19 protein-coding genes are annotated in these 23,280 nt (G+C 56.8%); 8 read left to right on the top strand and 11 right to left on the bottom strand.

The window, feature by feature from the left end:
• Positions 1–248: 248 nt before the first annotated feature.
• Together FB593_RS17205 and FB593_RS17200 are read left to right on the top strand one after the other, a co-directional pair.
• Entirely contained in the window at positions 249–2,195 is a 1,947-nt protein-coding gene (locus FB593_RS17205; protein ID WP_065663096.1) for an ABC transporter ATP-binding protein/permease, read from the top strand.
• Between the two features lie 231 nt (positions 2,196–2,426).
• Complete coding sequence (locus FB593_RS17200; RefSeq protein ID WP_013761309.1) at positions 2,427–2,834, top strand: low affinity iron permease family protein; 408 nt, start codon at positions 2,427–2,429, stop codon at positions 2,832–2,834.
• Between the two features lie 26 nt (positions 2,835–2,860).
• Here the strand turns inward: FB593_RS17200 and FB593_RS17195 are convergent, their stop codons facing one another.
• Together FB593_RS17195 and FB593_RS17190 are read right to left on the bottom strand one after the other, a co-directional pair.
• Entirely contained in the window at positions 2,861–3,304 is a 444-nt protein-coding gene (locus FB593_RS17195) for a cyclophilin-like fold protein (protein ID WP_321186287.1), read from the bottom strand.
• A 25-nt stretch (positions 3,305–3,329) separates the two neighbouring features.
• The gene (locus FB593_RS17190; RefSeq protein WP_186447936.1) at positions 3,330–4,517 is read right to left on the bottom strand and encodes an MFS transporter; all 1,188 of its coding nucleotides are present in this window, start codon (positions 4,515–4,517) and stop codon (positions 3,330–3,332) included.
• Positions 4,518–4,909: 392 nt separating this feature from the next.
• Between FB593_RS17190 and FB593_RS17185 the strand changes: the two genes are divergently transcribed.
• Together FB593_RS17185 and FB593_RS17180 are read left to right on the top strand one after the other, a co-directional pair.
• Positions 4,910–5,971: an alpha/beta hydrolase gene (locus tag FB593_RS17185; protein WP_145166825.1), complete on the top strand. Its 1,062-nt coding sequence runs from the start codon at positions 4,910–4,912 to the stop codon at positions 5,969–5,971.
• A gap of 115 nt (positions 5,972–6,086) precedes the next feature.
• Positions 6,087–6,980, top strand: a complete 894-nt coding sequence (locus tag FB593_RS17180; protein WP_145166796.1) for a LysR family transcriptional regulator — start codon at positions 6,087–6,089, stop codon at positions 6,978–6,980.
• A 97-nt stretch (positions 6,981–7,077) separates the two neighbouring features.
• On the opposite strand, the gene FB593_RS17175 is transcribed toward FB593_RS17180, so the two are convergent.
• On the bottom strand, positions 7,078–8,166 hold the full coding sequence (locus tag FB593_RS17175) for a class I SAM-dependent methyltransferase (RefSeq protein WP_145166795.1): 1,089 nt from the start codon (positions 8,164–8,166) through the stop codon (positions 7,078–7,080).
• A gap of 315 nt (positions 8,167–8,481) precedes the next feature.
• Here FB593_RS17175 and gmd point away from each other — a divergent pair, with 315 nt between their 5' ends.
• From gmd to FB593_RS17160, 3 genes are all read left to right on the top strand, one after another.
• Positions 8,482–9,552 carry a GDP-mannose 4,6-dehydratase gene (gmd, locus tag FB593_RS17170; RefSeq protein WP_003517650.1) on the top strand — a complete coding sequence of 357 codons (1,071 nt, stop codon included), beginning with the start codon at positions 8,482–8,484 and terminating at the stop codon, positions 9,550–9,552.
• Positions 9,536–10,531, top strand: coding sequence for a GDP-L-fucose synthase family protein (locus FB593_RS17165; RefSeq protein ID WP_186447934.1), 996 nt, complete (start codon positions 9,536–9,538; stop codon positions 10,529–10,531). Before gmd ends, FB593_RS17165 begins: the two co-directional genes overlap by 17 nt.
• A gap of 164 nt (positions 10,532–10,695) precedes the next feature.
• Positions 10,696–13,002, top strand: coding sequence for a glycosyl hydrolase family 28-related protein (locus FB593_RS17160; protein WP_145166794.1), 2,307 nt, complete (start codon positions 10,696–10,698; stop codon positions 13,000–13,002).
• Between the two features lie 541 nt (positions 13,003–13,543).
• Here the strand turns inward: FB593_RS17160 and FB593_RS17155 are convergent.
• From FB593_RS17155 to FB593_RS17125, 7 genes are all read right to left on the bottom strand, one after another.
• Complete coding sequence (locus tag FB593_RS17155) at positions 13,544–13,840, bottom strand: hypothetical protein (RefSeq protein ID WP_003517645.1); 297 nt, start codon at positions 13,838–13,840, stop codon at positions 13,544–13,546.
• 223 nt (positions 13,841–14,063) lie between these two features.
• Positions 14,064–15,323 carry a polysaccharide biosynthesis/export family protein gene (locus FB593_RS17150; RefSeq protein ID WP_145166793.1) on the bottom strand — a complete coding sequence of 420 codons (1,260 nt, stop codon included), beginning with the start codon at positions 15,321–15,323 and terminating at the stop codon, positions 14,064–14,066.
• Positions 15,324–15,326: 3 nt separating this feature from the next.
• Complete coding sequence (locus tag FB593_RS17145; protein ID WP_145166792.1) at positions 15,327–17,489, bottom strand: GumC family protein; 2,163 nt, start codon at positions 17,487–17,489, stop codon at positions 15,327–15,329.
• 54 nt (positions 17,490–17,543) lie between these two features.
• Positions 17,544–18,254, bottom strand: coding sequence for a helix-turn-helix transcriptional regulator (locus tag FB593_RS17140; protein WP_003517638.1), 711 nt, complete (start codon positions 18,252–18,254; stop codon positions 17,544–17,546).
• An 86-nt stretch (positions 18,255–18,340) separates the two neighbouring features.
• A complete protein-coding gene (locus FB593_RS17135; RefSeq protein WP_026330955.1) occupies positions 18,341–18,994 on the bottom strand; it encodes a PIG-L deacetylase family protein in 654 nt (217 codons plus the stop codon).
• Positions 18,991–19,803, bottom strand: coding sequence for a glucose-1-phosphate cytidylyltransferase (locus FB593_RS17130; RefSeq protein ID WP_060642731.1), 813 nt, complete (start codon positions 19,801–19,803; stop codon positions 18,991–18,993). The genes FB593_RS17135 and FB593_RS17130 overlap by 4 nt, the downstream gene beginning before the upstream one ends.
• Positions 19,800–21,092, bottom strand: coding sequence for a class I SAM-dependent methyltransferase (locus tag FB593_RS17125; RefSeq protein ID WP_145166791.1), 1,293 nt, complete (start codon positions 21,090–21,092; stop codon positions 19,800–19,802). Before FB593_RS17125 ends, FB593_RS17130 begins: the two co-directional genes overlap by 4 nt.
• Positions 21,093–21,399: 307 nt before the next feature.
• Between FB593_RS17125 and rfbC the strand changes: the two genes are divergently transcribed.
• Entirely contained in the window at positions 21,400–21,927 is a 528-nt protein-coding gene (gene rfbC, locus FB593_RS17120; protein WP_145166790.1) for a dTDP-4-dehydrorhamnose 3,5-epimerase, read from the top strand.
• A gap of 4 nt (positions 21,928–21,931) precedes the next feature.
• On the opposite strand, the gene FB593_RS17115 is transcribed toward rfbC, so the two are convergent.
• A complete protein-coding gene (locus FB593_RS17115; protein ID WP_145166789.1) occupies positions 21,932–23,275 on the bottom strand; it encodes a DUF4910 domain-containing protein in 1,344 nt (447 codons plus the stop codon).
• Positions 23,276–23,280 lie beyond the last annotated feature (5 nt).

Genomic DNA, 23,280 nt, shown 5'->3' with positions numbered 1-23,280 from the left:
TCAACACGCGGTTAACCGTCAATATGATCTGTCGCACCGCGGGCCAAGTCAGGCACCCCATGGCGATGCACCTGGACCGTCTCCACCAACGGTCACAATATCCGCCAGCGCGATTCCGGTATGTCGGCAGCGGGCCAGAAAGCCGTGTATTTAGAGGCTTTTGAAAAGCCCCGCGCAGCAACGGAATTATATTTCACGACGCATCACAAAGCCGTGAAACCTTTCGACGCATCGTTCGTTTAGCGCCCATGATCGATAATGACGCAGGACCGAAGCCGGTCGTTGGTGCCGACGAGACTGGCACCCAAATCGCATCCGAAAACGATGCCCATGAAAACGATGATCCGCTCCCGCCAGAGGAGATGGAACCTGCTTTGGGCTTGACGCCGGAGGAGGCCGAGGAGGCTCGCAGGAAATATCTGCTGAAGCGTTTCTGGATCAGCGCGCGAGGTTTCTGGAGCCGTCGCGGCGATCGGCTGGCCTGGCTGTTTTCGCTCGGGCTTCTGGCTATGATCGGCATAAATGTCGGCTTCCAGTATGGCATCAACGTCTGGAATCGCGGGATTTTTGACGCGATTGAGAAACGCGACGCGTCGACGGTCTATTTTCTCGGATCCGTCTTTCCGCTGCTCGTCCTGGGAAGTGTCTTTATCGTGACCTCGCAGGTCTATGTCAGGATGCGCATTCAGCGGCGCTGGCGTTCCTGGCTGACAAAGGCGCTCGTTGGAAGATGGATTGCGAACGGCCGCTATTATCAGCTCAATTTGATCGATGGTGACCATCAAAACCCCGAGGCAAGGCTCTCGGAGGATATGCGTATTGCCACGGAGGCGCCCGTGGATTTTGTTTCAGGTGTCATCGCTGCATTCGTGTCTGCCTCTACCTTTATCGTTGTCTTGTGGACGATTGGTGGCGCTCTTACGGTCTCTATCGCGGGTGTCTGGATCACGATCCCCGGCTTTCTCGTGATTGCGGCTGTTATCTATGCAATCATCACATCCAGTTCCATCGCCTTCATTGCCCGGAACTTCGTCAAGGTTTCCGAAGTCAAGAACCAGGTTGAAGCGGAGTTTCGCTACACGCTTACGCGCGTCAGGGAGAATGGTGAGAGCATCGCCCTGCTTGGCGGCGAAGACGAGGAGCGCAGCGATCTGGACAAGCGCTTCGGCAATGTCCGGCGGCAGTGGCGTCTCATGGCGCAGCAATACATGCGCACCACGGTCGTATCGAATGGATCGATGTTGATTGCCCCCGTCGTACCGGTTCTGTTGTGCGCGCCGAAGTTTCTCGATGGAAGCATGTCTCTTGGCGAGGTAATGCAGGCTGCTTCCGCTTTCACCATTGTCCAATCCGCATTTGGCTGGCTGGTCGACAACTATCCCCGTCTGGCCGACTGGAATGCCTGCGCGCGACGTGTGGCCTCCCTGATGATGTCGCTCGATGGCCTGGAGCGGGCCGAAAAGAGCGACACGCTCGGTCGGATCGTGCGAGGCGAAACAGAAGGCGAGACAATACTCAGCCTCAAGGATGTGTCCGTTTCTCTCGGTGACGGAACGGCCGTCGTCAAGGAGACGGATGTCGAGATCGGCGCGGGTGAGAGAGTGCTTGTCGCGGGGGAATCGGGCTCGGGCAAAAGCACACTGGTTCGGGCCATTTCCGGTCTCTGGCCATGGGGTGGAGGCAGCGTCAATTTTCGCGCCGGCAGCCGATTGTTCATGCTGCCGCAGCGGCCGTATATTCCGGCCGGCACGCTACGTCGGGCGGTCTGCTATCCGCAACCGGCCGAGAGCTGGACGCCGGAAGAGATCGGGGCCGCTCTCGACAAGGTCGGTCTGGGTCAACTCAAGGACAAGATTGAAGACGAGGCGCCGTGGGACCAGACGTTATCAGGTGGCGAAAAACAACGGCTGACCTTCGCACGCCTGCTGCTGAACGCCCCCGACATCATCGTCATGGACGAGGCGACGGCGGCTCTGGACGAGAAAAGTCAGGACAAGATGATGCAGACGGTAATTGATGAGCTACCCGATGCGACGATCGTGAGCGTAGCGCATCGTGCCGAACTGGAAGCGTTTCATAGCCGGAAGATCACATTGGAACGGCGGGAGGGGGGCGCAAAGCTTGTCAGCGATATCGATCTCATTCCTCGCAAGGCGAGAGGCTCCATGCTTCGGAGAATAGTCAAGCGGAGGTGATGGCACCGACGCTTGTGCTGCCCTGCTTGAATGCCGGGGTAGGAGAGTTGGTGGCCGCCTCATTGTCGTTGGGGAGAATTCACCGGCCACTTTGGCGCAAACGACCACGAAGGAGGGCTTGCGGCGGATCGAAGTGCAAATCGGAACTTCTGCTGTCACGGCACCCCGGAACAATCGTGCATTTTGTTTGTTGGTTGGCATCCCTGAAATGGCAACAAGGGGCAGCGTGTTATGAATAAATTCTTCACTCGCTTCGCAAGCGCTATAGCTTCATTTTCCGGCTCTCCAACGGCTTTCATGGTGGCTCTCGGAACCGTGCTCGTCTGGGGGATCAGCGGACCGCTGTTTGGTTTTTCGGAGGTCTGGCAACTGGTCATCAATACGGGTACGACCATTGTCACCTTCCTGATGATTTTCCTCGTGCAGAATTCACAGAACAGGGATTCCGCAGCGATGGAAGCAAAACTGGACGAGCTGCTCCGGGCGGTGGAGCAGGCGCGCGGTGACTTCATTGGGATCGAGCACCTCACGGAAGAGGAAATCGAAAAGATTCGTGCACGTCTCGAAAGGGAAAGCGGACCGGATAGCGATAAGCCCGCACCCCATCATGCCATGGCCCGCTTGCTTTCCCGACGTTAGTGGCATTTACCGTTGGCAGGCGCGTGTCAGGCGCGCTCTATGCGCAGAGAGAATTCGCCTCGGGTGAAAAGTGGCTCGAAGCCGTCATCGAAGCGTCCGAGGCGGATCAGCCCTTTCGAGTATCGGTAGCGGTCGTAGTAGAAGACCAGATTACCCCATGGTGCGTAATAAGCGATGTCGCCGGGACGTGCGTTATCGAACGGCGTGTCAGTCACCTGCGTCAACTTTCGAGGCAGATATGCGATTTTCTCGTTTGTCGAATAGTCTTCGATCGTGAGATCGAGCGGCAGTATTTTCATGAGCTCGCGTGCCGACGGGTTGTCAAACAAGGTCGCGGTCATGCTGTGACCACCAAAGGCCATTCGGAAACTCATCAAGGATACCTCCGTTTTTGTTACCTGACCGAACAATGCGGACGGGAAAGCTGTGGCCGCGGTAGCCAGCCCAAGAAATAGACGCCTGTCGATCATTGGAATGCTCTCATGCCGAACTGCTTTACGAGGATATTCTCGATGATTTGAATGCCAGCGCTGACGCGGCCAGGAGCAAACCTGCGCTTGCCAGGAAAGTCATGCGGTAGCCGGATGCGTCGTAAAGAAATCCGCCCACTATCGCACCGGCTGATATCGCAAGCTGGATGACCGCAACCATGAGACCACCCCCGGCTTCCGCATCCTGCGGCAGTGAGCGGGCGAGCCACGCCCACCAACCCACTGGCGCTGCGGTGGCAATCATTCCCCAGACCGCAAGCGCTATCGCCGCGACAGGGAGACTGTTGCCGAAGGCAACAAGTATCACGGCCGTCACCGCCATCAGAGCCGGGATGACGATCAGAACGCGATACAGGCGGTCGGCGAGAAAGTAACCGATAAGGCTGGTGCCAACGATGCCCGCAACGCCGATGCCCAGAAGAATGAAGGTGAGGATCGAGATATCTACTCGTGTCACAGTTTCGAGAAACGGGCGGACATAGGTGAACAGCGTGAACTGGCCCATGAAGAAGACCGAGACCGATGCCATGCCGATAGCGATCAAGGGACGGTTCAGTAGCCTGAATGCATTCTTTGACGTTTTCCCGGGGAGGGGTTTCATGGAAGGGAGGCTTGCCAGCTGCCACAGGAATGCGATCGCCGCGACGGGGACGACAGTGAAGAAGGCACCTCGCCAACCGATGATCGATCCGAGAAACGCGCCCAGCGGAGGAGCAACGACAGTTGCCAGCGCGTTACCGCTGTTAAAGATTGCAAGCGCTCGGGGAACGAGATGCTCCGGTACAAGACGCATGGCGGTCGCCACCGATATGGACCAGAACCCACCGATCACTATCCCGATGAGCGCGCGCCCGACCATGAATATTTCATAGTTCGGTGCGATCGCCACGGTCACGCCAGAAAGGGCCATCAGTGCCGTCAGTGCAAGCAGCAGCAGCTTACGGTCCCATTCTCCCGCGAGATACGAGACAAAGAGGCTCGTGACGACGGCGAAAGCGCCGGAGATCGCGATCGAATGTCCGGCCGATCCTTCGCTAATGCGCAGTTCATCCGCGATCGGCGTCAGCAGGCTGAGAGGCATGAATTCAGATGCGATGAGGGCGAAAACGCAGAGCGTCATCGCCAACACACCGCCCCAGTTTGTGGATCGGGATCTGGCTTCCCCTGTGGAAATTGTAGTTTCTATCGACATGGTACGGCAGCTTCTTTTGGCTATTTCTTCAACGGTCTTCCGCTGCTGATGGGAGGCAGCGAGGTGAACATAAGTCATGAAGCATCTTGCAATTAGCCGCCTGTCACGGGATGCAGTCATGAACGGCGCTCATCAAAGGGTCTTGTTTAGCCGCGCCCGGCCTTCTTGCGTGTTATCCACGTCGATGCAGGGGCTCGGTTCATTCATGAATATCGCTCATGACGGCATGCCTTCGCCGCGGTCTAATCTCGCGACAATCTCCGATCTATCTTTTGAACGACGCTGCTGCATCACCCCTCAAAGCAGCCCCCCGGCCGCTCGTCACGGCAACGACAATGGAGAGTGAAGTGAGCAATCAGAACGAAAACGCTTCTACGGGAGAGGGCCTGGACATGGGCCGCCGTGGCCTTCTCAAGATTACGGGCGTCGGCATCGCCGCGATTGGCGCGGCGTCAGTGATGGCGGTTTCGAAGGCAGAGGCGCAAACATTGAAGATGACGCAGGACTGGGACAAGGTTTTTCCGAAGAGCGAGAAGGTCGATCACAAGAAGGTTTCGTTCAAAAACCGTTATGGCATCACCCTGGCGGCCGACCTCTACATGCCAAAAACCCGCAACAGCGTCGGAAACCCCGCAATCGTGGTGAGTGGACCGTTTGGCGCGATCAAGGAACAATCGTCCGGCCTTTACGCACAGACGATGGCCGAACGCGGTTTCGTCACTCTGGCATTCGATCCTTCCTATACAGGTGAGAGCGGCGGCGAACCGCGCAATATCGCGTCTCCCGACATCAACACCGAGGATTTCAGCGCGGCTGTGGACTACATCGGCCTGCGTCCCGAAGTCGATCGCGAACGGATCGGCGTCATCGGTGTCTGCGGCTGGGGTGGCATGGCGCTCAATGCCGTGGCCTCGGACAAGCGTGTGAAGGCCGTGGTCGCCAGCACCATGTACGATATGACCCGCGTCATGTCCAAGGGCTACAACGACAGCGTCACGCTGGAGCAGCGCACGGCGACCCTGGAACAGTTGAGCCGCCAGCGGTGGGTCGATGCGGAAAAGGGTACACCTGCCTATCAGGCGGCCTACAACGCGGAAGTCGGACCCGACGCGCCGCAGTTCATGGTCGATTATCACGACTACTACTCGACACCACGCGGTTATCATAAGCGGGCGGTCAACTCCCGTAACGCCTGGTCGCAGACAACGCCAATTTCGTTCATGAACATGCCGATCCTGAGCTACATCGCGGAAATTTCGCCGCGCCCGGTTTTATTCATTCATGGCGAGAAGGCCCATTCTCTCTACTTCGCAGAGACCGCGTATGCGGCGGCGGCCGAACCGAAGGAACTCCATGTCATTCCCGGCGCCAGCCACACGGACCTCTACGACAAGATGGATGTGATCCCCTTCACCAAGCTCGCCAGCTTCTTTGAGCAGCACCTGTCGGCTTGATACGTCCGGCAGGGACGTAACAGCTCAGGAGCCCGCCCGAAGCGGGCTCTTTTTCTGTTAGTGCGGCATGAGCATTATGCCATAATCAACAGGTCTGGATGCAGGAGGCTCATGAATGGCACGCGATACCGTCAACGATCTTGCAGCTTTCATTGCGGTTGCCCGAGAACAGAGCTTTACCCGGGCGGCGGCGAAGCTGGGCGTGTCGCAGTCAGCACTGAGCCACACACTTCGCCAGCTTGAAGCCAGGTTGGGTGTGCGTCTCCTGATGCGGACGACCAGAGCGGTTTCGCCGACGGAGGCGGGCGAGCGGCTGCTCAACGGGATCGGTCCGCATTTCGACGAGATCGAAGCGCATGTCGATGCGTTGAACGAACTGAGGGAAAAGCCGGCGGGAACGATCCGTATCGTCGCCGCCGAGTACGCGATCACCTATGTCCTCTGGCCCAAGCTCAGGAAATTTTTGCCTGAATATCCCGACATCAAGGTCGAGCTGATCCTCGACAACGGACTGACCGACATCGTGACGGAGCGTTATGATGCGGGGGTGCGTATGGGCGAACATCTCGCGAAAGACATGATCTCCGCAAGGATCGGTCCCGACTTTTGTCTCGCTGTCGTCGGATCGCCCGCCTACTTCAAGAACCGACCACACCCGAGGCATCCCAAGGACCTGGTCGGCCATGATTGCATCAACTTCCGGCTGCCGAGTGCCGGCGGCCTTTATGTATGGGAGTTCGAGGACAACGGCCGCGAGATCAAGATCAAGGTCGATGGCCAGCTCGCCTTCAACAACAGTTTCAATTCGCCTGAAGCCGCGCTTGATGGCTTCGGGCTTGCCTACATCCCGGAGGAAATGATCCTTCCTTATGTCGCAGACGGCCGGCTGGTTCGCGTGCTGCAGAAATATTCCCCGCCCTGGGACGGATATTACCTCTATTACCCCAGCCGTCGCCAGGCATCACCGGCGTTCGTCAGGGTTTTAGAGGCCCTGCGCTATCGGGTTTGACGGGCGTTGGCGGTCCCCTGTGGATGTCCGCAACCCGGAACGATCCATGTACGACTTTCGTCTTCTCTGCGCTCGCTGCGGCTGACAAGTCCTGATTCTAGATCAGCAGACAGCTGGCTTCAGAAATGCGTTGAACAATGGCTTGCCCCGCAAGGACGATAATGTCGCCTTCCATAGGTTGATGAGGCCGCAGCAAGTGTTTGTCGATCGTCAGCAGGAAATGCGATGAATGCAGTTCGCCTGGGGAAATGGAAATGTAGGACCAGCGATGCCAGGCAAATGGCATGGTGGCGAGGGCCATTCCCAGTAATCCTTTGAGGCGCATCGACCATGTTGACGAGGACTTGGCGTGGCGAGCAGCATCGGTTGCAACGGCACCTTCGACAATATGCTGTTGGTTCCAGGTTGTCTGGCCATGGTTGATCTTCCATGCCTCGGGGTCATCGTTTGCCAGATCGATCCTCGATTTTATCGGCTCGGCGATCAGCGCGACGTTCGGACTGAGAAAGCGTGGAACAAAAGAGAACGGCAGGCTGCGGATTTCCCGCAGGGGCGCGTTGACGCGGATAAGCTGCGCCAGACACCGCCAGTCGAATCCCTGATGTGACGTATGGTGCGCGGGCACCCGGTCCAGCCGGTATAGGCCTGCCCAAAAAGTCTCTTTCAGATTGCCGGATTGCCGATTGTAGCCCATCAGGGCCGAACCCCCGTTCTTGATCCATACGGCTGGACCGACTTCGACGGGTACCGTAACCAGGAAAATGCGGGGACGAACGATCGCGCAGACGTGCTCGATGACACGGACGGTGCGGTTGAGGTGGATATGTTCAAGCGTTTCAAGCGCGATGACGATGTCGGCCTTGATCGTTTCGTAAAGGCTCTCGTCGGTGGCGTCGCCGACGATGAAACGGCAGTTTTCGTAGTTGCTGTAGCGATTGCGCGCGGCCTCGATGAAGATTGGATCGTAGTCGATACCGACGTAATCAACGTCGAATTTTTCCAGAATATGTCCGACCGCGGTTCCGGGGCCGCAGCCGATATCCAGTATTCGGACCTTCCGATTGCCGACGTCCTTCTGCACTGTTTCGAGGACCTCAAGCAGCTTTCGATAGCGGCCCGCGTGCAGAAAGCGCGTCAGCCAGTTGAAGTTCTGCATTTTTTCGTAAGTCGTCGCGAACGTACCCATCCAATCCGCCTCCATGAACCGTAGATGATGTCGTCTCGCGCTCCCTGTTATCGTAAAGATCGTGCGCGACCCGGCGTTGTATTTTTGAAGTCTGGCACGGCCTGCGTGACCTGCAACTCGACCAAAAGGCTTAAGTCGGAAGCGGGGATACCCACCCTGCCTCCTCTTAAAGGCAGATATCGAGGTGGTGGGCGGTGAATCAGCCAGTTCTGACCGGCCGTCCTCTCCCTTTTGGTATGCTGCCGATGCGCAGGGCCTCGTTATACCTTTCAGGGAGGCGCCATCCGGGGCCGGAACCGCTGGGAGATGTGGTGGATGGTAGACAAGAGAGCCTTGATTATCGGCGTAACCGGGCAGGACGGCGCTTATCTCAGTGAATTGCTGCTTGCCAAGGGATATATCGTGCACGGCCTGAAAAGGCGGTCTTCCTCATTCAATACCGGCCGGATCGATCATCTTTATCAAGATCCCTTCGAGGAAAACCTTCGCTTTCGTCTTCACTTCGGTGACCTGACGGACGCCACGAACCTGTGCCGGGTCATTCAGGAGGTCCAGCCCGACGAGATCTATAATCTCGGCGCCCAAAGCCATGTCCAGGTCAGCTTCGAGACGCCGGAATATACGGCAAATGCGGATGCGCTTGGCACGCTGAGGCTGCTTGAAGCCATGCGCATTTTGAACCTCGGCGACCGTTGCCGGTTTTATCAGGCGTCCACATCGGAGCTGTTCGGGGGGATGGGCACTGTTGCTCAGCACGAGGGTACGCCGTTCTATCCGAGAAGCCCCTATGCTGCGGCAAAACTCTACGCATACTGGATGACGGTCAATTACCGGGAAAGTTACGGCTTTCACGCATCCAACGGCATTCTCTTCAACCATGAGAGCCCCATTCGCGGCGAGACATTCGTCACGCGGAAAATCACGCGCGGCGTTGCCGCCATCGAACGCGGTCTCATGAGCAAGCTGCGTCTTGGAAATCTCGACGCAAAGAGGGATTGGGGGCATGCGCGCGATTATGTCGAAGGCATGTGGCGCATCGTGCAGCAGGAAATACCAGAGGACTATGTGCTCGCAACCGGCGAGGCACATACGGTGCGGGAATTCGTTGAGCTTGCTTTCGGCGTGGTCGGCAAGACCATCGAGTGGAACGGCGACGGCAGTGACGAAGTGGGATACGACGCCAAAACCGGCAATACGATCATCGAAATCGATCCCAGATATTTTCGGCCGGCGGAAGTGGATTTTCTTCTCGGCGACCCCAGCAAGGCGCGCACGAAACTCAACTGGAGCCACTCGACTTCCTTTTGCGACCTCGTTCAGGAAATGGTCGAAGCGGATCTTCGCCTCGTGATGTTGGAAGAGGGAAGAAATGAATTCGTTGCATAAATCGCAAGAAATCCCGTTCAGCTTGTATGGCAAGCGCGTCTGGGTTGCCGGCCATACCGGAATGGTCGGCTCGGCACTCGTGCGACGTCTGGAGCGCGAGAATTGCGAAATTCTCAAAGTCTCTCGCAGCGAGCTTGATCTGACCCGACAATACGAGACGGAGCAATGGATGGCGGCGGCAAGACCGGAGGTCATTTTTGTCGCTGCCGCCAAGGTCGGAGGCATCGCAGCAAATGCGGCCTATCCGGCGGACTTTCTTTACACCAACACGCTCATTTCGATGAATATCATGAAATCGGCTGCCGATATCGGTGTCGAAAAGCTTCTCTGGATGGGATCTAGCTGCATCTATCCGAAATTTGCAGCACAACCGATCACGGAAAATGCCCTTTTGACAGGTCCGCTGGAGCCGACCAACGAGGCCTACGCGATTGCGAAAATCGCGGCGCTCAAGCTTTCCCAATTCTATTCCAGTCAGTATGGCCTGAATTGCGTCTCCGTCATGCCGACCAATATTTACGGGCTGAACGACAATTTCGATCCGCAAAGCTCACACGTCATTCCTGCGATGATCAGGAGAATGCATGAAGCGAAAATCAGCGGTCAGAACAAGATTGTTTTATGGGGGACGGGCAGTCCTCTGCGTGAGTTTCTCCATGTGGACGATCTGGCGGATGCCTGTTGCTTCCTCATGAAATCATCGGCGCATTTTCCGCTGATCAACATCGGCTCGGGGCGGGAGATATCCATCCGCAATCTAGCCCATCTGATTGCGGGCATCGTCGGCTACGATGGGCAGATCGTTTTTGACACCAGCAAACCGGATGGAGCCCCCAGAAAGCTGCTCGACTGCTCGCGGCTCAACGCGCTTGGCTGGAACTCGACGGTCGAACTCAGATACGGAGTTCAGGATTTGTATGAGTGGTGGCGACACCCGAAGTCGCTGCAATCGGATATGTTACGACAAGCGGCAAGATGAGATCGCCAAATTCCCTGATATCATCGGTTTTGCTTGCCGCTCTTGCGCTCGCATTTTCAGGTCTCTCGTTTGCCGGGCAGCCTGCGGTGCGGGGAGGGCAAGAACAAGGCAGCCAACCTGATCCACGGCAGTTCGGTTTCCCGATACCTGTTCCAGAACCACGATTGCCGGATGATGCGGATGCCTTCAATCCGCCGTGGATAGAGGTAGGCGGCAAGGGTCCGGCAATCGCGGAGATTTCGAGAACGGCGGGCGCTGGCGAGGTTGTCTCGATGACCGGCGTCGATCTCGATGGACGAACGGGTTTCGAAGTCTTTTCGCAACACCCCGGTGCCGCGGAGGGCGTGGTGACTCCGTTGGCGCCGCTGACGGCTGACGCGACGGCGGCGACGCTGCTGCTGCCAGCCACGCTTCCTTCATGGTCCACCTACCTGATCAGGCCCCAGCGGGGCACTGTTCAAGGACGCAGCTTTGCGATCAATCGCACGGAAAGCTGGTGGATCGGGCCGGATGCCGCAGCGCCGGGAGCGATCGTCTCGGTCTATGGACGCAACCTTTCACGGTCTAACGGGACCAGCCAATCCTATCTCTATATCAAGCCGGTCGCTGTCGCCGGCTGGTATGTTCCGGCAATTTCCGTCAACCCCTTCAAGGTCGATTTCGAGGTGCCGGCTCTGCCACCGGGCAATTATGAGGTGTGGGTTCACAATACCCATGGCGGCCGCTTCGGCTGGAGCGGTCCGCTGATACTTGTCGTCCTGTCGCAATCGCCATGGGCGGCCCAGGATAAAAAGCGCATCGATGCCAGGCAGTTCGGTGCAACGGGCGATGGCATGACCGACGACACCGCAGCCATTTTGCGCGCGCTCGACGCAGCGGCCGCAACGGCGCCATCGGTTTTGTATTTCCCCGCCGGGATTTATCTCGTGACAAAGCCTTTGATTGCGCCCGCCAATGTGGCGTGGTTCGGGGAAGGGGTGAACAAAACGGAGATCAGGCTGAACCAAGGGATTGATCAGAGCATGGTTGTCGTTAATGGCGACGACACCCGGTTCGGAAACCTGACCCTCAATGCCAACCGCAACATTGCCGGTAAACCTCTTCTTGCTTTGCGCAACACCAAAAACACACGGCTGGATTCCGTACGCATCGACGCCTGGGGCGTGCCGGCGTTCGATGCCCAGGACACCGTAGGGCTTTTAGTGCATGCGTCCGAGCTGATCGAGAACGGATCCTTTTACGGCGCGAGCCGGCAGGTGTTTTTCTCCAACAACCGGTTCCGGATGACGGGTTACGGCGAATCCGTCGTCGCGCTATGGGGTGGGCGCGATTTCGCCATGACGGGCAACGAGCTGACAAATGCGGATGAAAGCCGCGACGACGGTCATGGCATCGGACGTTTTTTTGTTGCCCAGGCGCATTTCGGGAGCATGCGAAACCTCTATTTTGAGAAAAACATCTCGCGAAACGCCGCGCCCCACGACTGCACCAAGGTCGATTGCAACAAGGGCGAACAGATCTGCTTCGAGATCGTCGGGAGCAAGCTTAAGAACGATTTCGTCCGCGCTTCCTCGAACTCGGTTACCTTCAAGTCCCTGTCGGATCTGGGGGATGCCACGCCGGGCGGTTTCGATCTCGTCATCGTTGGCGGGCGAGGTGCCGGGCAACACCGTCACATCGCATCGACGGACGGTTCTGTCGTTCTGCTCGAGCAACCCTGGAATGTCGTGCCGGATCGAACGAGCCGTTTTGCTCTGGCAGCGACCGCATCGAGAGCCGTGATATACGATAATGTGTTCGATGGCAGGGCAAGCTATGCGGAGCATGATTCCGATTCCACCGGCGTTCTTCTCTACGGCAACGTCTACGACGTGGTGGTCGACAGCAACCGCATCTCTCAGATGCGACACGGCATGATGACGGTTGCGCTGGACTCGACGCGGGGACTTAGCCCGTATTTCCTGCAATATTCCAACAATAGTGTGACACGCAGCAACAGCGGCCTCTATGTCGGCACGACATTCGCGGATTCCGGGGTTGCCGGCATCTGGGGCGGTCTGGGGAATATTTATCGCCGGAACCGGTTTACGGATATCGCCTATATCGGCGTCGAATATGAAACCTGGAACCATCCCGGCGCCGACTATAATGGGACGGTCTTCGATGGAAATACCTTCGCCAACGTCCGTTACGGCTTCGTAGATGCCTACAAACTCATGTGGACGCATGACGGCAACTTCAAGGCCGGACCGGCCGAACGCTCAAGGCGGATCAACACGGTGCTCTACGACAATCATTTTACCCGAGGAACGCCAGGGCCCGTTCAAAGTGCGGGTTTCGTGACGATGCATCCGCAGAACAGCTGGGTAAATGTCGGCTCCACATGGAGCGGTTTTGCGATGGGAAACGGGGGCCCTAAGGCCGGCACCGTTAAATCGTTCTCCAATGCTGCAACGCCAACACCTGATTGAACCGGAGTCCATTCCTGCGAAAATCCCGGCAAACTACCTCTAATGACGTATCTGCGGTGAATTGACGAGCTGCCGGAAAGTGGCGAATATGGCTCAATAAATCAAGGCCATGCGATACCACGGGCCATTGAAATTCAGGCTCGGCGGTTTTCATTTCAGGCGAGGGGACCGACGGATCGTTCGTTACTCCATGAGTGGCGAGCGGTCTGTGGTTCCAGTTTGACTGGGTAATATTCCTGCAAATTTCAATCTGAACCCGTCGGCACGACAAGATTTGCGCGGCGTTGGTGATGGTTTGTGCAGAACGCAAAAAGGCTCGCCCGGTTGAACGAGCGAGCCCTCCCAGTTACCAGGTAAACCCCGGTTACCAGGGACCCGCCAAAGTATCAGGGGGCGACGGGTTACTCTTACAAACCGCTTTTATCGCTTCGGTTCAATCTGGCTATAAGCGGTAGGGTCCACATCCATCCATCTGCTGTCTCACAAATTTTCGCGCTTTGGGTAACGGCAAAAGGATAAAAGCGTTAGAGTTTGAGAGACGTCACTTGGCCGGTCCGGTTTCCGTCGCCATATTGAGCCAGGCTCGGACGTCGGTCGCCGTGATCCAGATCTGTCCATCGAACGCAAACATTCCCTTCTCGATTTTGGATGTCGCTATCGTCGCAAACACATCGACGAATTGCGCCAGACGTTGCGCATCGCACTGCGGTGGGGACTGAATGTCGTTCAGGGCATCTTGCGTCACATGGACGGGCTGCAGCCCTCTTTCGCCGTTCAAGATGATGACGGCACGCTGCCTGACCATGTGATAACCAACCGGAACGATCGCAGATTCCATCTCCGTCTCCCCCGACACTTGTGCCGATTGTTTCTGTTCTCTGGAGGAAATAAGGAGCCTACCGATCGGAACGCCGGCAAGCTCTTTTGATTGGTGCGGGCCTACAAGACTGTTGGAGGGCACTATTCAGGATAGCAAATTGCGAGCTGGAGCTATAGCTCTCCAAAAGCGGTAGCTGCTTTGCAGGGCCGCTCAAGCAGGGGCATCAGAAACGCTCGTCTTTCTAGTTGACGCTTCCTGTGACGACCGCTGCCGAAACCGGATCTCTGCCAGATACCGACAGGCGGACGCGGACGACGTCCCCCGCGCGGACCTGCGTATGCTCGTCCGCAGCTGTTTCGCGATATGTGCCTGCAACCTGACGCACGATGAAGAATTTGGTCTGGATCATGTCCTCAAGGCTGGAAACCCGCCGCGCCGTCGAGCCGATCTCGGCCATGGATTGAAGGCTGAAGGCCAGTTTTTTCTTCAGACGCATGATGTCCAGGGAGGTCTCCCGCAGTTCGGTCGCGGCGTCATTGTGCCTTTTGCTCTTCAGCTCCAGAATACGCCGCTCCACTTCGCTCTTGTTTTGTTGCGCGCGCGCCAAGAACGATGTCGATTCCAGCACCTGCTGGTTCATGGACAGCAGTTCGCGCTTGCGTTCTCTCAGGGCAGATTCGGAGGCTGCACCACGCGTGACAAGTTCTTTCGAGGCGTTGACGTCCATGTCAAGCAACTCAAGTTGCTGGGTGCGCATGACGTTGCTTTTCTGAAGCGTATCTATTTCCTGAATGAAGTTCTGTCGCTGGACTTCGAGGTTGGTCTTTTCGTCCTGCTGCGCCGAGAGGCGAAGGCGAAACAGACTTTTTTCAGATTCTACGATCTTCTCCAGTGCGGTGCGATCCCGGACAAGTCCGATTTCGTCGCCCCTATATTCGAATTCGGTGTCGTTCAGTTCCGCTTCCAACCGAACGCGCCGGATATCCTGCGACAGGAGTTGCATCGACATATCTTCATATTCCTGCTGGGCAGCGATCAACTGTATGCCCGAGGTATCCCTCTGTGCATTCGACTCGCGCAATCCTCCTCCGAGTGCGAAGAGTTCAAGCACGATCATGCCGGGACGATATTCATATTTTCCCGGCTTCTGGACGTCGCCGACAACGAAGATCGGAGCATATTCCTTGACCGCGACGGCAACGGAGCGGTTTGCCACATGGCTTGCCAGATCGCGGCTGATCCGCGCACCGATTTCGTTCACCGTCTGGTCGACCACGTTGACGTTGCCAAGAAGCGGATAACCGATCGTTCCATCTGCACTGACTGGGAAGAGGCCGGTCAGGCCCGGGTCGCCATAGACGGAGATCGTCAAGACGTCGCCGGTAGCGACCTTGTAGTTGGTGCCATCTGCAGCGGCCGGAAATTGGCAAACGGCCAGAGACAGAAAGGTGGTGCTGGCCATCATCAGGGAAAAGCCCTTGGACCTTGTCACGAAACGCATGTTTCACCTCTCGCTATGGACGACAGCCGGGGGGCGCAGGCTGGTCGCCCGTTTCCGCAGCTTGAAATGAGTATTCCAGTCCCGGAAAATCCTCGGCCAGACCGGGGGGTGACGCTTTCTCGGGCGTCGTATTCCGTTGAGGATGATGCCCGTGATCGGCCGGCCCGCGACCCGCAGCTTGATGACGGCGTTTTTCATGCCCGTGCCATCGGCGACGTCCTGTCGGACTACAAAGGATACGGCGTCCGACAGACTGGCGATCCGCAACAGGTCGAGGTCATGGGCAACGGATGGGGCCTCGATCAATACCAGTTCGTATCGCTGTCTCGCCTCTGCAATCAGGCCGGCGAAGCGCTTGCTTCCGAGAACAAGATTTGGCGGCAGGTCGCTTTTCTCGGCGACGATGATGTCGACCCCGGAGGCCTGATCGCGTTGCATGACGTCGTCCAGGGACACCTCGCGGCTGACCGCCTGGGCAACATGCAATGTCGATCCCACATCGAATTCCCCCCCGAGAGCCGGGTTCCGCAGATTGGCATCGATCAGCAGCAGATTAACGCCGCTCATGGCAAGAGATCTGGCAAGGTTGGCAATCACGAACGTCTTGCCTTCCCCATCGGCCGAAGAGGTGAAGGCGATCACTTTCGCCTTGCTCTCGGCCAACTGTATGTGGGTCTGAAGGTCGGCAAACGCGCTGTAGAAATCCGCCGCGCCGCTGCTGAATTTCCCGGGCTTGTTCTGGAACTCTCCGAAGGAAATGCGTGGAATGCGCCCGATGACGTTCAGTCCGGTTTTCTGCTGAAGAGACGTGATGGAGCCAACGGACCGGTCCGTAAAGTTCAGGATAAAAGCTGCCGCCAAGCCGGTGCTGCAACCGAGAAGAAGCGCAACCAGACCCCACAGACGCTCGTCAGGACTGGTCGGTTTACGGGACGGCATCGCGCTTGATATGATCCGCGCCTCGGCAGTTGCGATACCGTCCTGTTCGATGGTCTGCTTGTAGCGTGCGAGGTATGTCTCGTAGATCGAGCGGTTCGCTGCTGCTTCCCGGTCAAGTTGCCCGGATTGAACCATTGCCATATCCGTCGTGGAAATGGCGCGTTGCACATCATTGAGGCTGGCCTCGACTTCTTGCCGCTGTTTTTCGTTGACCTCGATCTCGTTGCGCAAGGCAGCGATGATCTGCGCGATCTCTGAATCGATCTGCTTGTTGAGTGAACTGAGCTGGGAGGATAACTGCGGCCGCTCCGGACTCATGACGGCGCCGCTTTCATCGATCTGGGCAATGGCTCTGATGACCCTTGCCTGCTCGGCCCTTAAAAGCTGGATCGATGGTGAGGACAGAACTTCGGTGATCCCGAGCCCATCGCCGCTTTTCTGCAGTTCGAGCGCTGTGGCCAGGCGCGCCCTTGACCCCGCCAGTTTGGCCTGTAGCGTCGTCAGCTCGACATTCAGACTTGAAAGACGCTGCGACTGCAGCGGAAGACCACCAGTGTCTATCAATCCGGATTTTTCGCGAAATTGCGACGCCTGGCGTTCGGACTCCTCGAGTTCCGTCCGCAGACTGACCAGCCGTTCCCCGAGCCACGCGCTCACACGCCGGGTTGCTGTTGTCTGGAGGTCGATCTGATAGTCGATATAGGCTTCCCCGAAAGCATTGGCGACTTTTGCGGCAAGCGCCGGATCGCCGGCATAATAGGAGATGTAAATCGTATACGACCGGCCATCATTCATCACACGAACATTGGTCATGAGGTCATCGATCATTTTCGATGTCTCGGCGTCATTGCCAAGCACGATCGCGTCGGTGGTCGCCCGGTCGGATTTGGCTTGCCGCCCTTCGAGCAGGCGATCTTTTTGCAGGATGACGAGAACCCGTTCGGCCATGGACCTCGATCCGATGATATCGAGTTCGGTTCGAAGCACCGGACTTTCCTGAGGCAGCGGAGACACCACGGATTCGGTGGGGAGCGCCTGAAGCTTGCGGACATCAAGCGCAAGGGTCGCCTCGGCCTTGTAACGGATCGGAGTTCGCGCATAGCCGATTGCCGCGATTGTGAAACTGGCGAGAAAGCAGATGAAGACGGCTCTGCGCCGCTCCCGCAGGATGGATATGAAGCGGGAAATACCTTCCTGCTCACCCGGAGATGATGACGACTGGATCATGACGGTTCCTGCTGTAAGCGGGGCATTCGGTAGCGGTCGGTGACTGGCGTGTGCTTAGCGCTCGTACGCCATGTCGCCGATCTTGCAGGCAACTTCCGTGCGGTTGGTTGCCCCAAGCTTCTTCATGATATTGCGGATATGCACCTTGATGGTGCTTTCGCAGAGGTTCAGTTCCAGAGCGATATCCTTGTTCGCCTTTCCGCACCGCAGGGCCTCCGCGATAGCCGATTGACGGCTTGTAAATTTCATCGGCGGTATGGCCGCGTGTGCCGTCAGGCCGAACAGACTTTTCATGTTCATGACACTGCTGGCCGGTATGAAGCGGCCGCCCGCGATTGCAAGACTGATCGCCTGGACGCAGACATCGACGCTGACGGAGCTCGATATATACCCGCGCACGCCAAGAGCGATCGTATCGAGGATGGTATTGATGTCCTGATCGTCGGAGAGCACGACGACGGCGGCCGGCGAAACCGCAGCGACAATCTCCGCAAGCTCGCGGTTCGTCTCTGCCGACGGACCAGGCCAGGCACTGACCAGAACTGCCGCGGGCATGCCGATTTCCGCGCGTGCCTGTTGCCATTCGCCGAGATTGGAGAAGGTCAGGATGCGCCTGTCCGCATATTGATAGTTGAGACTATGGGCGAGGCATTCCCGCTCGAGCATGCGACGATCTATGATGCCGATATAGCCAGCCGCACTTGATGCGGCCTGCGGATGCGGTGCGCCTTCCGGCGGGTTCTCGGAGATGTGGTTATGGATCATGACGAAAATGCCCCCTGTATTGTTTTTGGTTTCTTTTAATTTCCGAAAAACGTCGATCTCGTACCGTCAACAGGCTTTCGCCTGTTTCAGGCGAACGTCAGCTTTCTAACGGTAAAGGCTTCCGCAAAACGTGTAGGCGCACGGCACTCCATCCCCCGCAGCCGCGCCAGGCCGCGAAAGGTATCCGCATCGAACCAGTCCTTGGATCTCTGTGTTCCAAAATGCTGCAAGAGAAGCTCCACCTTCATGTTCATCGCGTCTTCGCTCAACGGCACGTAGGCGTTTCGTCTGCCGAAATCGCCATCCCATTTTGGGATTTCGTATTCCATGATCAGGTGATTTCTGAAGATGTTGGATGTGAGCCTGTTGATTTCGCGGTGATCCTGATGCGCGTCCTCACGGCTATGCGTGAATATGACGTCGGGGCTGACTTTGTCGCGCAATGTCAGCAGCCATGACTTGATCTCGCGGCTTTGCGAGGGAAAGTAGCTGTCCTGAAACGATGCCAGCTCAATTGAGTAGGATGCTGCTTTTGCAAGAAAAGCTTCGGCGGAACTGCGTGCCTCCAGGGCCCGCTCGTTGCCGGCACTGAGGACGCACCAATAGACGTCAAGCAATACGCCCTTTGAAAGCAGACTGAGTACCGTGCCTCCGACGCCGATCTCAATGTCGTCGGAGTGAGCTCCTAGACAAAGGATCGACAGGCGATCACCGGCGGAGGCGAGGGACATGTTTTTCATGGCAGCAGCTTCGTGTTTGACGACTTGCGTGCCATTGACCCATCGTCTCCAATCCATGGCATGTCACCACGCTCGACCATCGCCTCCAACGTCTGCCAGTCGCGCAGCGTATCCATTGACCGCCAGAAACCCTCGTGCTTGTAGGCCATCAATTTGTCTTCAGAAATCAACCTCGAGAACGGTTCCAGCACGAGTTCCTCACCCTCGCGCATGTAGTCGAAAATTTCCGGCCGCATCAGGAAGTAGCCGCCGTTGATCCACATATCGGATGTTTCCGACGACCGAAATTCCCGGACCCTTCCGCTCTCGTCGATTTCCGCCAGATGGTAGGTGAGGGGCGGTCTGACAGCCAGAAAGCAGGCGAGCTTGTCGCTCTTTTCGAATTGGGCAATCATGTCGTCGAGGTCGACGTCGGTCAGGCCGTCGCTATAATTGGCAAGGAACATCTTCTCGCCCTTGAGATGATGACGTACGGCCCAGAGACGTTCGCCTATATTGCGCCATATCCCCGTATCGATCAGGGATACCCGCCAGTCCCTCGGCAGTTCCTCGAGCAACTCCACGCGTCCGGGGCTCGATATGACGCAGTCGGCATAGCTTTCCGGCCGGCTGTTCAGGAAGAATTCTTTTATGACATGCGCCTTGTAGCCAAGGCAGAGGATGAAGTCCTCATGCCCAAAACGGGCGTAATATTGCATGACATGCCGCATGATCGGTTGAGACCCGAGCGGGATCAGCGGTTTCGGTACGCTTTCGGAATATTCCCTGATGCGGGTACCCCTGCCGCCGCAGAACAAGACGACCTTCATTGTACCAACTCCTTCGGATCAATGATGGATATGTCGGGAATTGGAACGATGAATTTCCCGCCCCAATTTCTGATGTCGTTCATTTGTGCAACGATCTCAGTCTTCAGGTTCCAGGGGAGAATGAGAACGTAGTCCGGTTTTATGCGCTGGATTTCGCTGACGGGGCGGATCGGGATATGCATTCCCGGCGTGAGGCGACCATGTTTGTAAGGGTTGCGATCGACTGCAAAATCGATGAAATCGGTGCCGATACCGCAATAATTCAGCAGAGTGTTGCCCTTTCCCGGTGCGCCATAGGCGCAGATCGATTTGCGCATCTCCTTGAGGCGGATGAGGAAAGACAGCAGGTTTCGCTTTGTCTGGCGCACGGCTTCGGAGAAGGCCGTATAGGTCTCTATTCTGTCGAGCCCGGCATTCAGCTCCCGTTCCAGGAGGCTATCCACGCGGGCTTCACGCGGAAAATTGCTGTCCTCGTGCGAGAAAAAGACCCGCAGCGAACCGCCATGTGTGGGGATCTCTTCGACATCGAAAACCTTGAGCCCATGACGGCGCGCCATTTTTTCTATGGTCAGCAATGAGAAGTAGGAAAAGTGCTCGTGATAGATGGTGTCAAACTGGTTCTCTTCGATGAGCTTTTTGATATGCGGGAACTCAAGGGTGATGACGCCTTCAGGCTTGAGCAGGGCTTTCATGCCGGCAACGAAATCGTTGATATCAGGCACCTGTGCGAGGACATTGTTGCCGATGATGAGATCGGCTTTTTGTCCCCTGGCCGCCATATCGGTTGCCAGAGCCTCGTTGAAAAATTCCGTGAGTGTCGGAATACCTTTGCCGATCGCCACCTTTGCGACGTTCACCGCCGGTTCAATTCCGCGCATCGGGATGTTGCTGGTCAGGAAATGCTGCAGCAGGTAACCGTCGTTGCTGGCAAGCTCGACAACGAAACTGGATTCGCCAAGCGCGAAGCGCTCGATGACCATGTCGCAGTACCGCTTTGCGTGAGCGACCCAACTGTCCGAGAACGAGGAGAAATACGCGTACTCCGTGAAAATATTTTCGGGCGCTACATATTCCTGAAGCTGGACGAGGAAGCATTCGTCGCAAACGAATGCGTGGAGCGGATAAAACGGCTCGACGTCGTTGGCTGCGTCAGCTGCGACGAAGCTTTCGCAGGGCGGAGACATTCCAAGATCGACGAAGGTATGCACCAATGGCGAGCTGCAAAGACGGCAAAGCCCGACGTGATGCGTCGAGCTCAGCCTTGCAGAAAAAACTGCCTCATTATTCATCTGACGCCCCCTGATTTCATCGCATTGTCTTCGAGTGAATTTCAGAAAATTCTTTTATTAACTGGAAAAAATACTATGGATCAGGGTGGGTGACGATACTGCATTCGGCTCGAAAACGTCATCCATAAGCCGTAGGGTTAGATTGGAATTCGCTAAAATTCGCTTCCGGCGGCTGGTTTCCGCAACCGAAAGGGTGACTTATTTGCCAGCCCGCCTTCAAGGTATGGTGCTGCCTATGGGTGTATTCCGGAGCCGCTGAAATGGCGGAGAATTCTTCTTGAATACGGGGTTGCATCAGGAGCGCCGAATGCTGTTTGAGAAGACGAAAATCGAGGGGCTCTGGGTCGTCAGTACGGTGCCTGTGCGGGACAGTCGCGGCTCTTTTGCCAGGACGTTCTGCAAGCGCGAATTTGAGAGCAACGCGCTGGTATCGGACTTCAGTCAGCACAGCCTTTCTCTATCAAAGCTTAAACACACCGTTCGAGGGCTGCATTTCCAGCGACCGCCGCATCAGGAGACAAAGCTGGTTTCCTGCGTCAAAGGATCGATCTGGGATGTCGCCGTCGATCTGCGCCGCGGCTCGCCGACCTATCTGCAATGGGTTGGCACGGTGCTGTCGGCCGACAATGGCGCGCAGTTCTACATTCCCGAGGGTTTTGCACACGGCTTCCAGTCGCTCAGCGACGACGTTGCTGTGTCCTATCTGATTTCGGTGCCCTATGCCGGGGCAAGTGCGGCAGGGATCCGTTATGACGAGCCCGCGATAGGTGTAGAATGGCCGGCGCCACCCTCGGTCATATCGGAAAAGGACCTCGGTTGGCCCGCTTTGCAATGAAGGTTTAGCGCGTCAGGAAACCGAGGTTCGAGACAAGGCCCGCCTCGAGCAGCCTGCCGGCAGCGCTCGCAATATCGACAAACGGCATTTTAGACCTTTCGGCGATATCCAGTAGCGAGTTGGTTCCATCGGCGAGGTTGAGTATCCATAGATAGGCCATGGTACGGTCGTCATTCGTCTTATGGCCGCCTATCGCAGGAAAAAGCCCGTATTTCCCCAGCTGTGGCTCACCCTTGGGCCGAAGGTTCAACGGCGTCCAGTTTTCTTCGAGAGCATCGATCATGTCCATGATCATCCAAAAGGATGAGTCGAGATGTTCGGGCTCGATGAAGTCGAGATTGTCGGCCGAGGTGTGGTATTCCGGAAAGGTTCCGAAAGCGCTTCTCTGCAGCAGTCCGACCGGCAGGTTGAAGCCCGGCGAACAGAATTGGCGCTCGTCATAGCCGTAGGGAATGAAGTCGGCGATTGCCAGATGTTTGCGATCCTCTCCGCAGCGGGTGCAGGCGGCGATCCGGTCGACCAGTGCATCTCCCCTGCGGCTACGCTTGTAGTTCGGCCCGCCCCCGTCACCAATGCATGAGACTACAAGACCATGCGCAATTTTCGATATCCCGTCTTCGTTCTGCGCAAGCCATGACAGGGAGCCGATCGTTCCGGGTGCGAAGACGAACCTGTAGCTGTAATATGTGGACCTGCTTTTCAGGCCTGCAGCAAGACACGTCAGCAATGCCAGGCCGGAACAATTGTCGTTTGCGAGCGACGGGTGACAGATATGCGCGAAGAGAAGCACCTCTTTGGTGCTTTGTCCGATATGCAGATATTCGCCGTAATACAGATTGCCTGACGCCTTTTCGGTGTCGATGACGACTTCATAGCCGCCTTCCTCTAGCTTGAGGAATTCATGATGCGACATGCAAAAGCCCCAGGCATCCGTGTAATAGGCTGTTTTGTAAGGAATGAGATCGGGTTGTGCCGGCAAGGTGTAGATATGCGCTTGCAGTTCGGCCAGCGGCATCATGCGACGTTGAGGGATGCTGTAGCTCATGAGATGCAGGTTCGACATTTGAAAATCGATCACCTTGCGTCCCGCCGCGTTCTTCACATAGGCGTCCCGGACGTTCCATTCCTGGGGCACCGTCCAGTCGAAAACCCGCGTCCCGCTTGGGACGGCGCGCTGCTCGATATCGATATAGTCTTTAAGAATATCGATGGTGTCGCGCACGCCTTTGCCGGTGATGCTGCGACAGATCGGAAAGAGGCGGGAAGCCAGGTCATGAATAGTCTGGCCGATACCTGCCTCTCTCCATGCATCACCTGTCAGCTTTGCACCAGGCTCGATCTTGCCCATCCGGG

The sequence above is a fragment of the Rhizobium sp. SJZ105 genome (assembly GCF_007828365.1).
Classification (GTDB): domain Bacteria; phylum Pseudomonadota; class Alphaproteobacteria; order Rhizobiales; family Rhizobiaceae; genus Agrobacterium; species Agrobacterium tumefaciens.
This window is presented reverse-complemented; position numbering and strand designations above follow the sequence as displayed.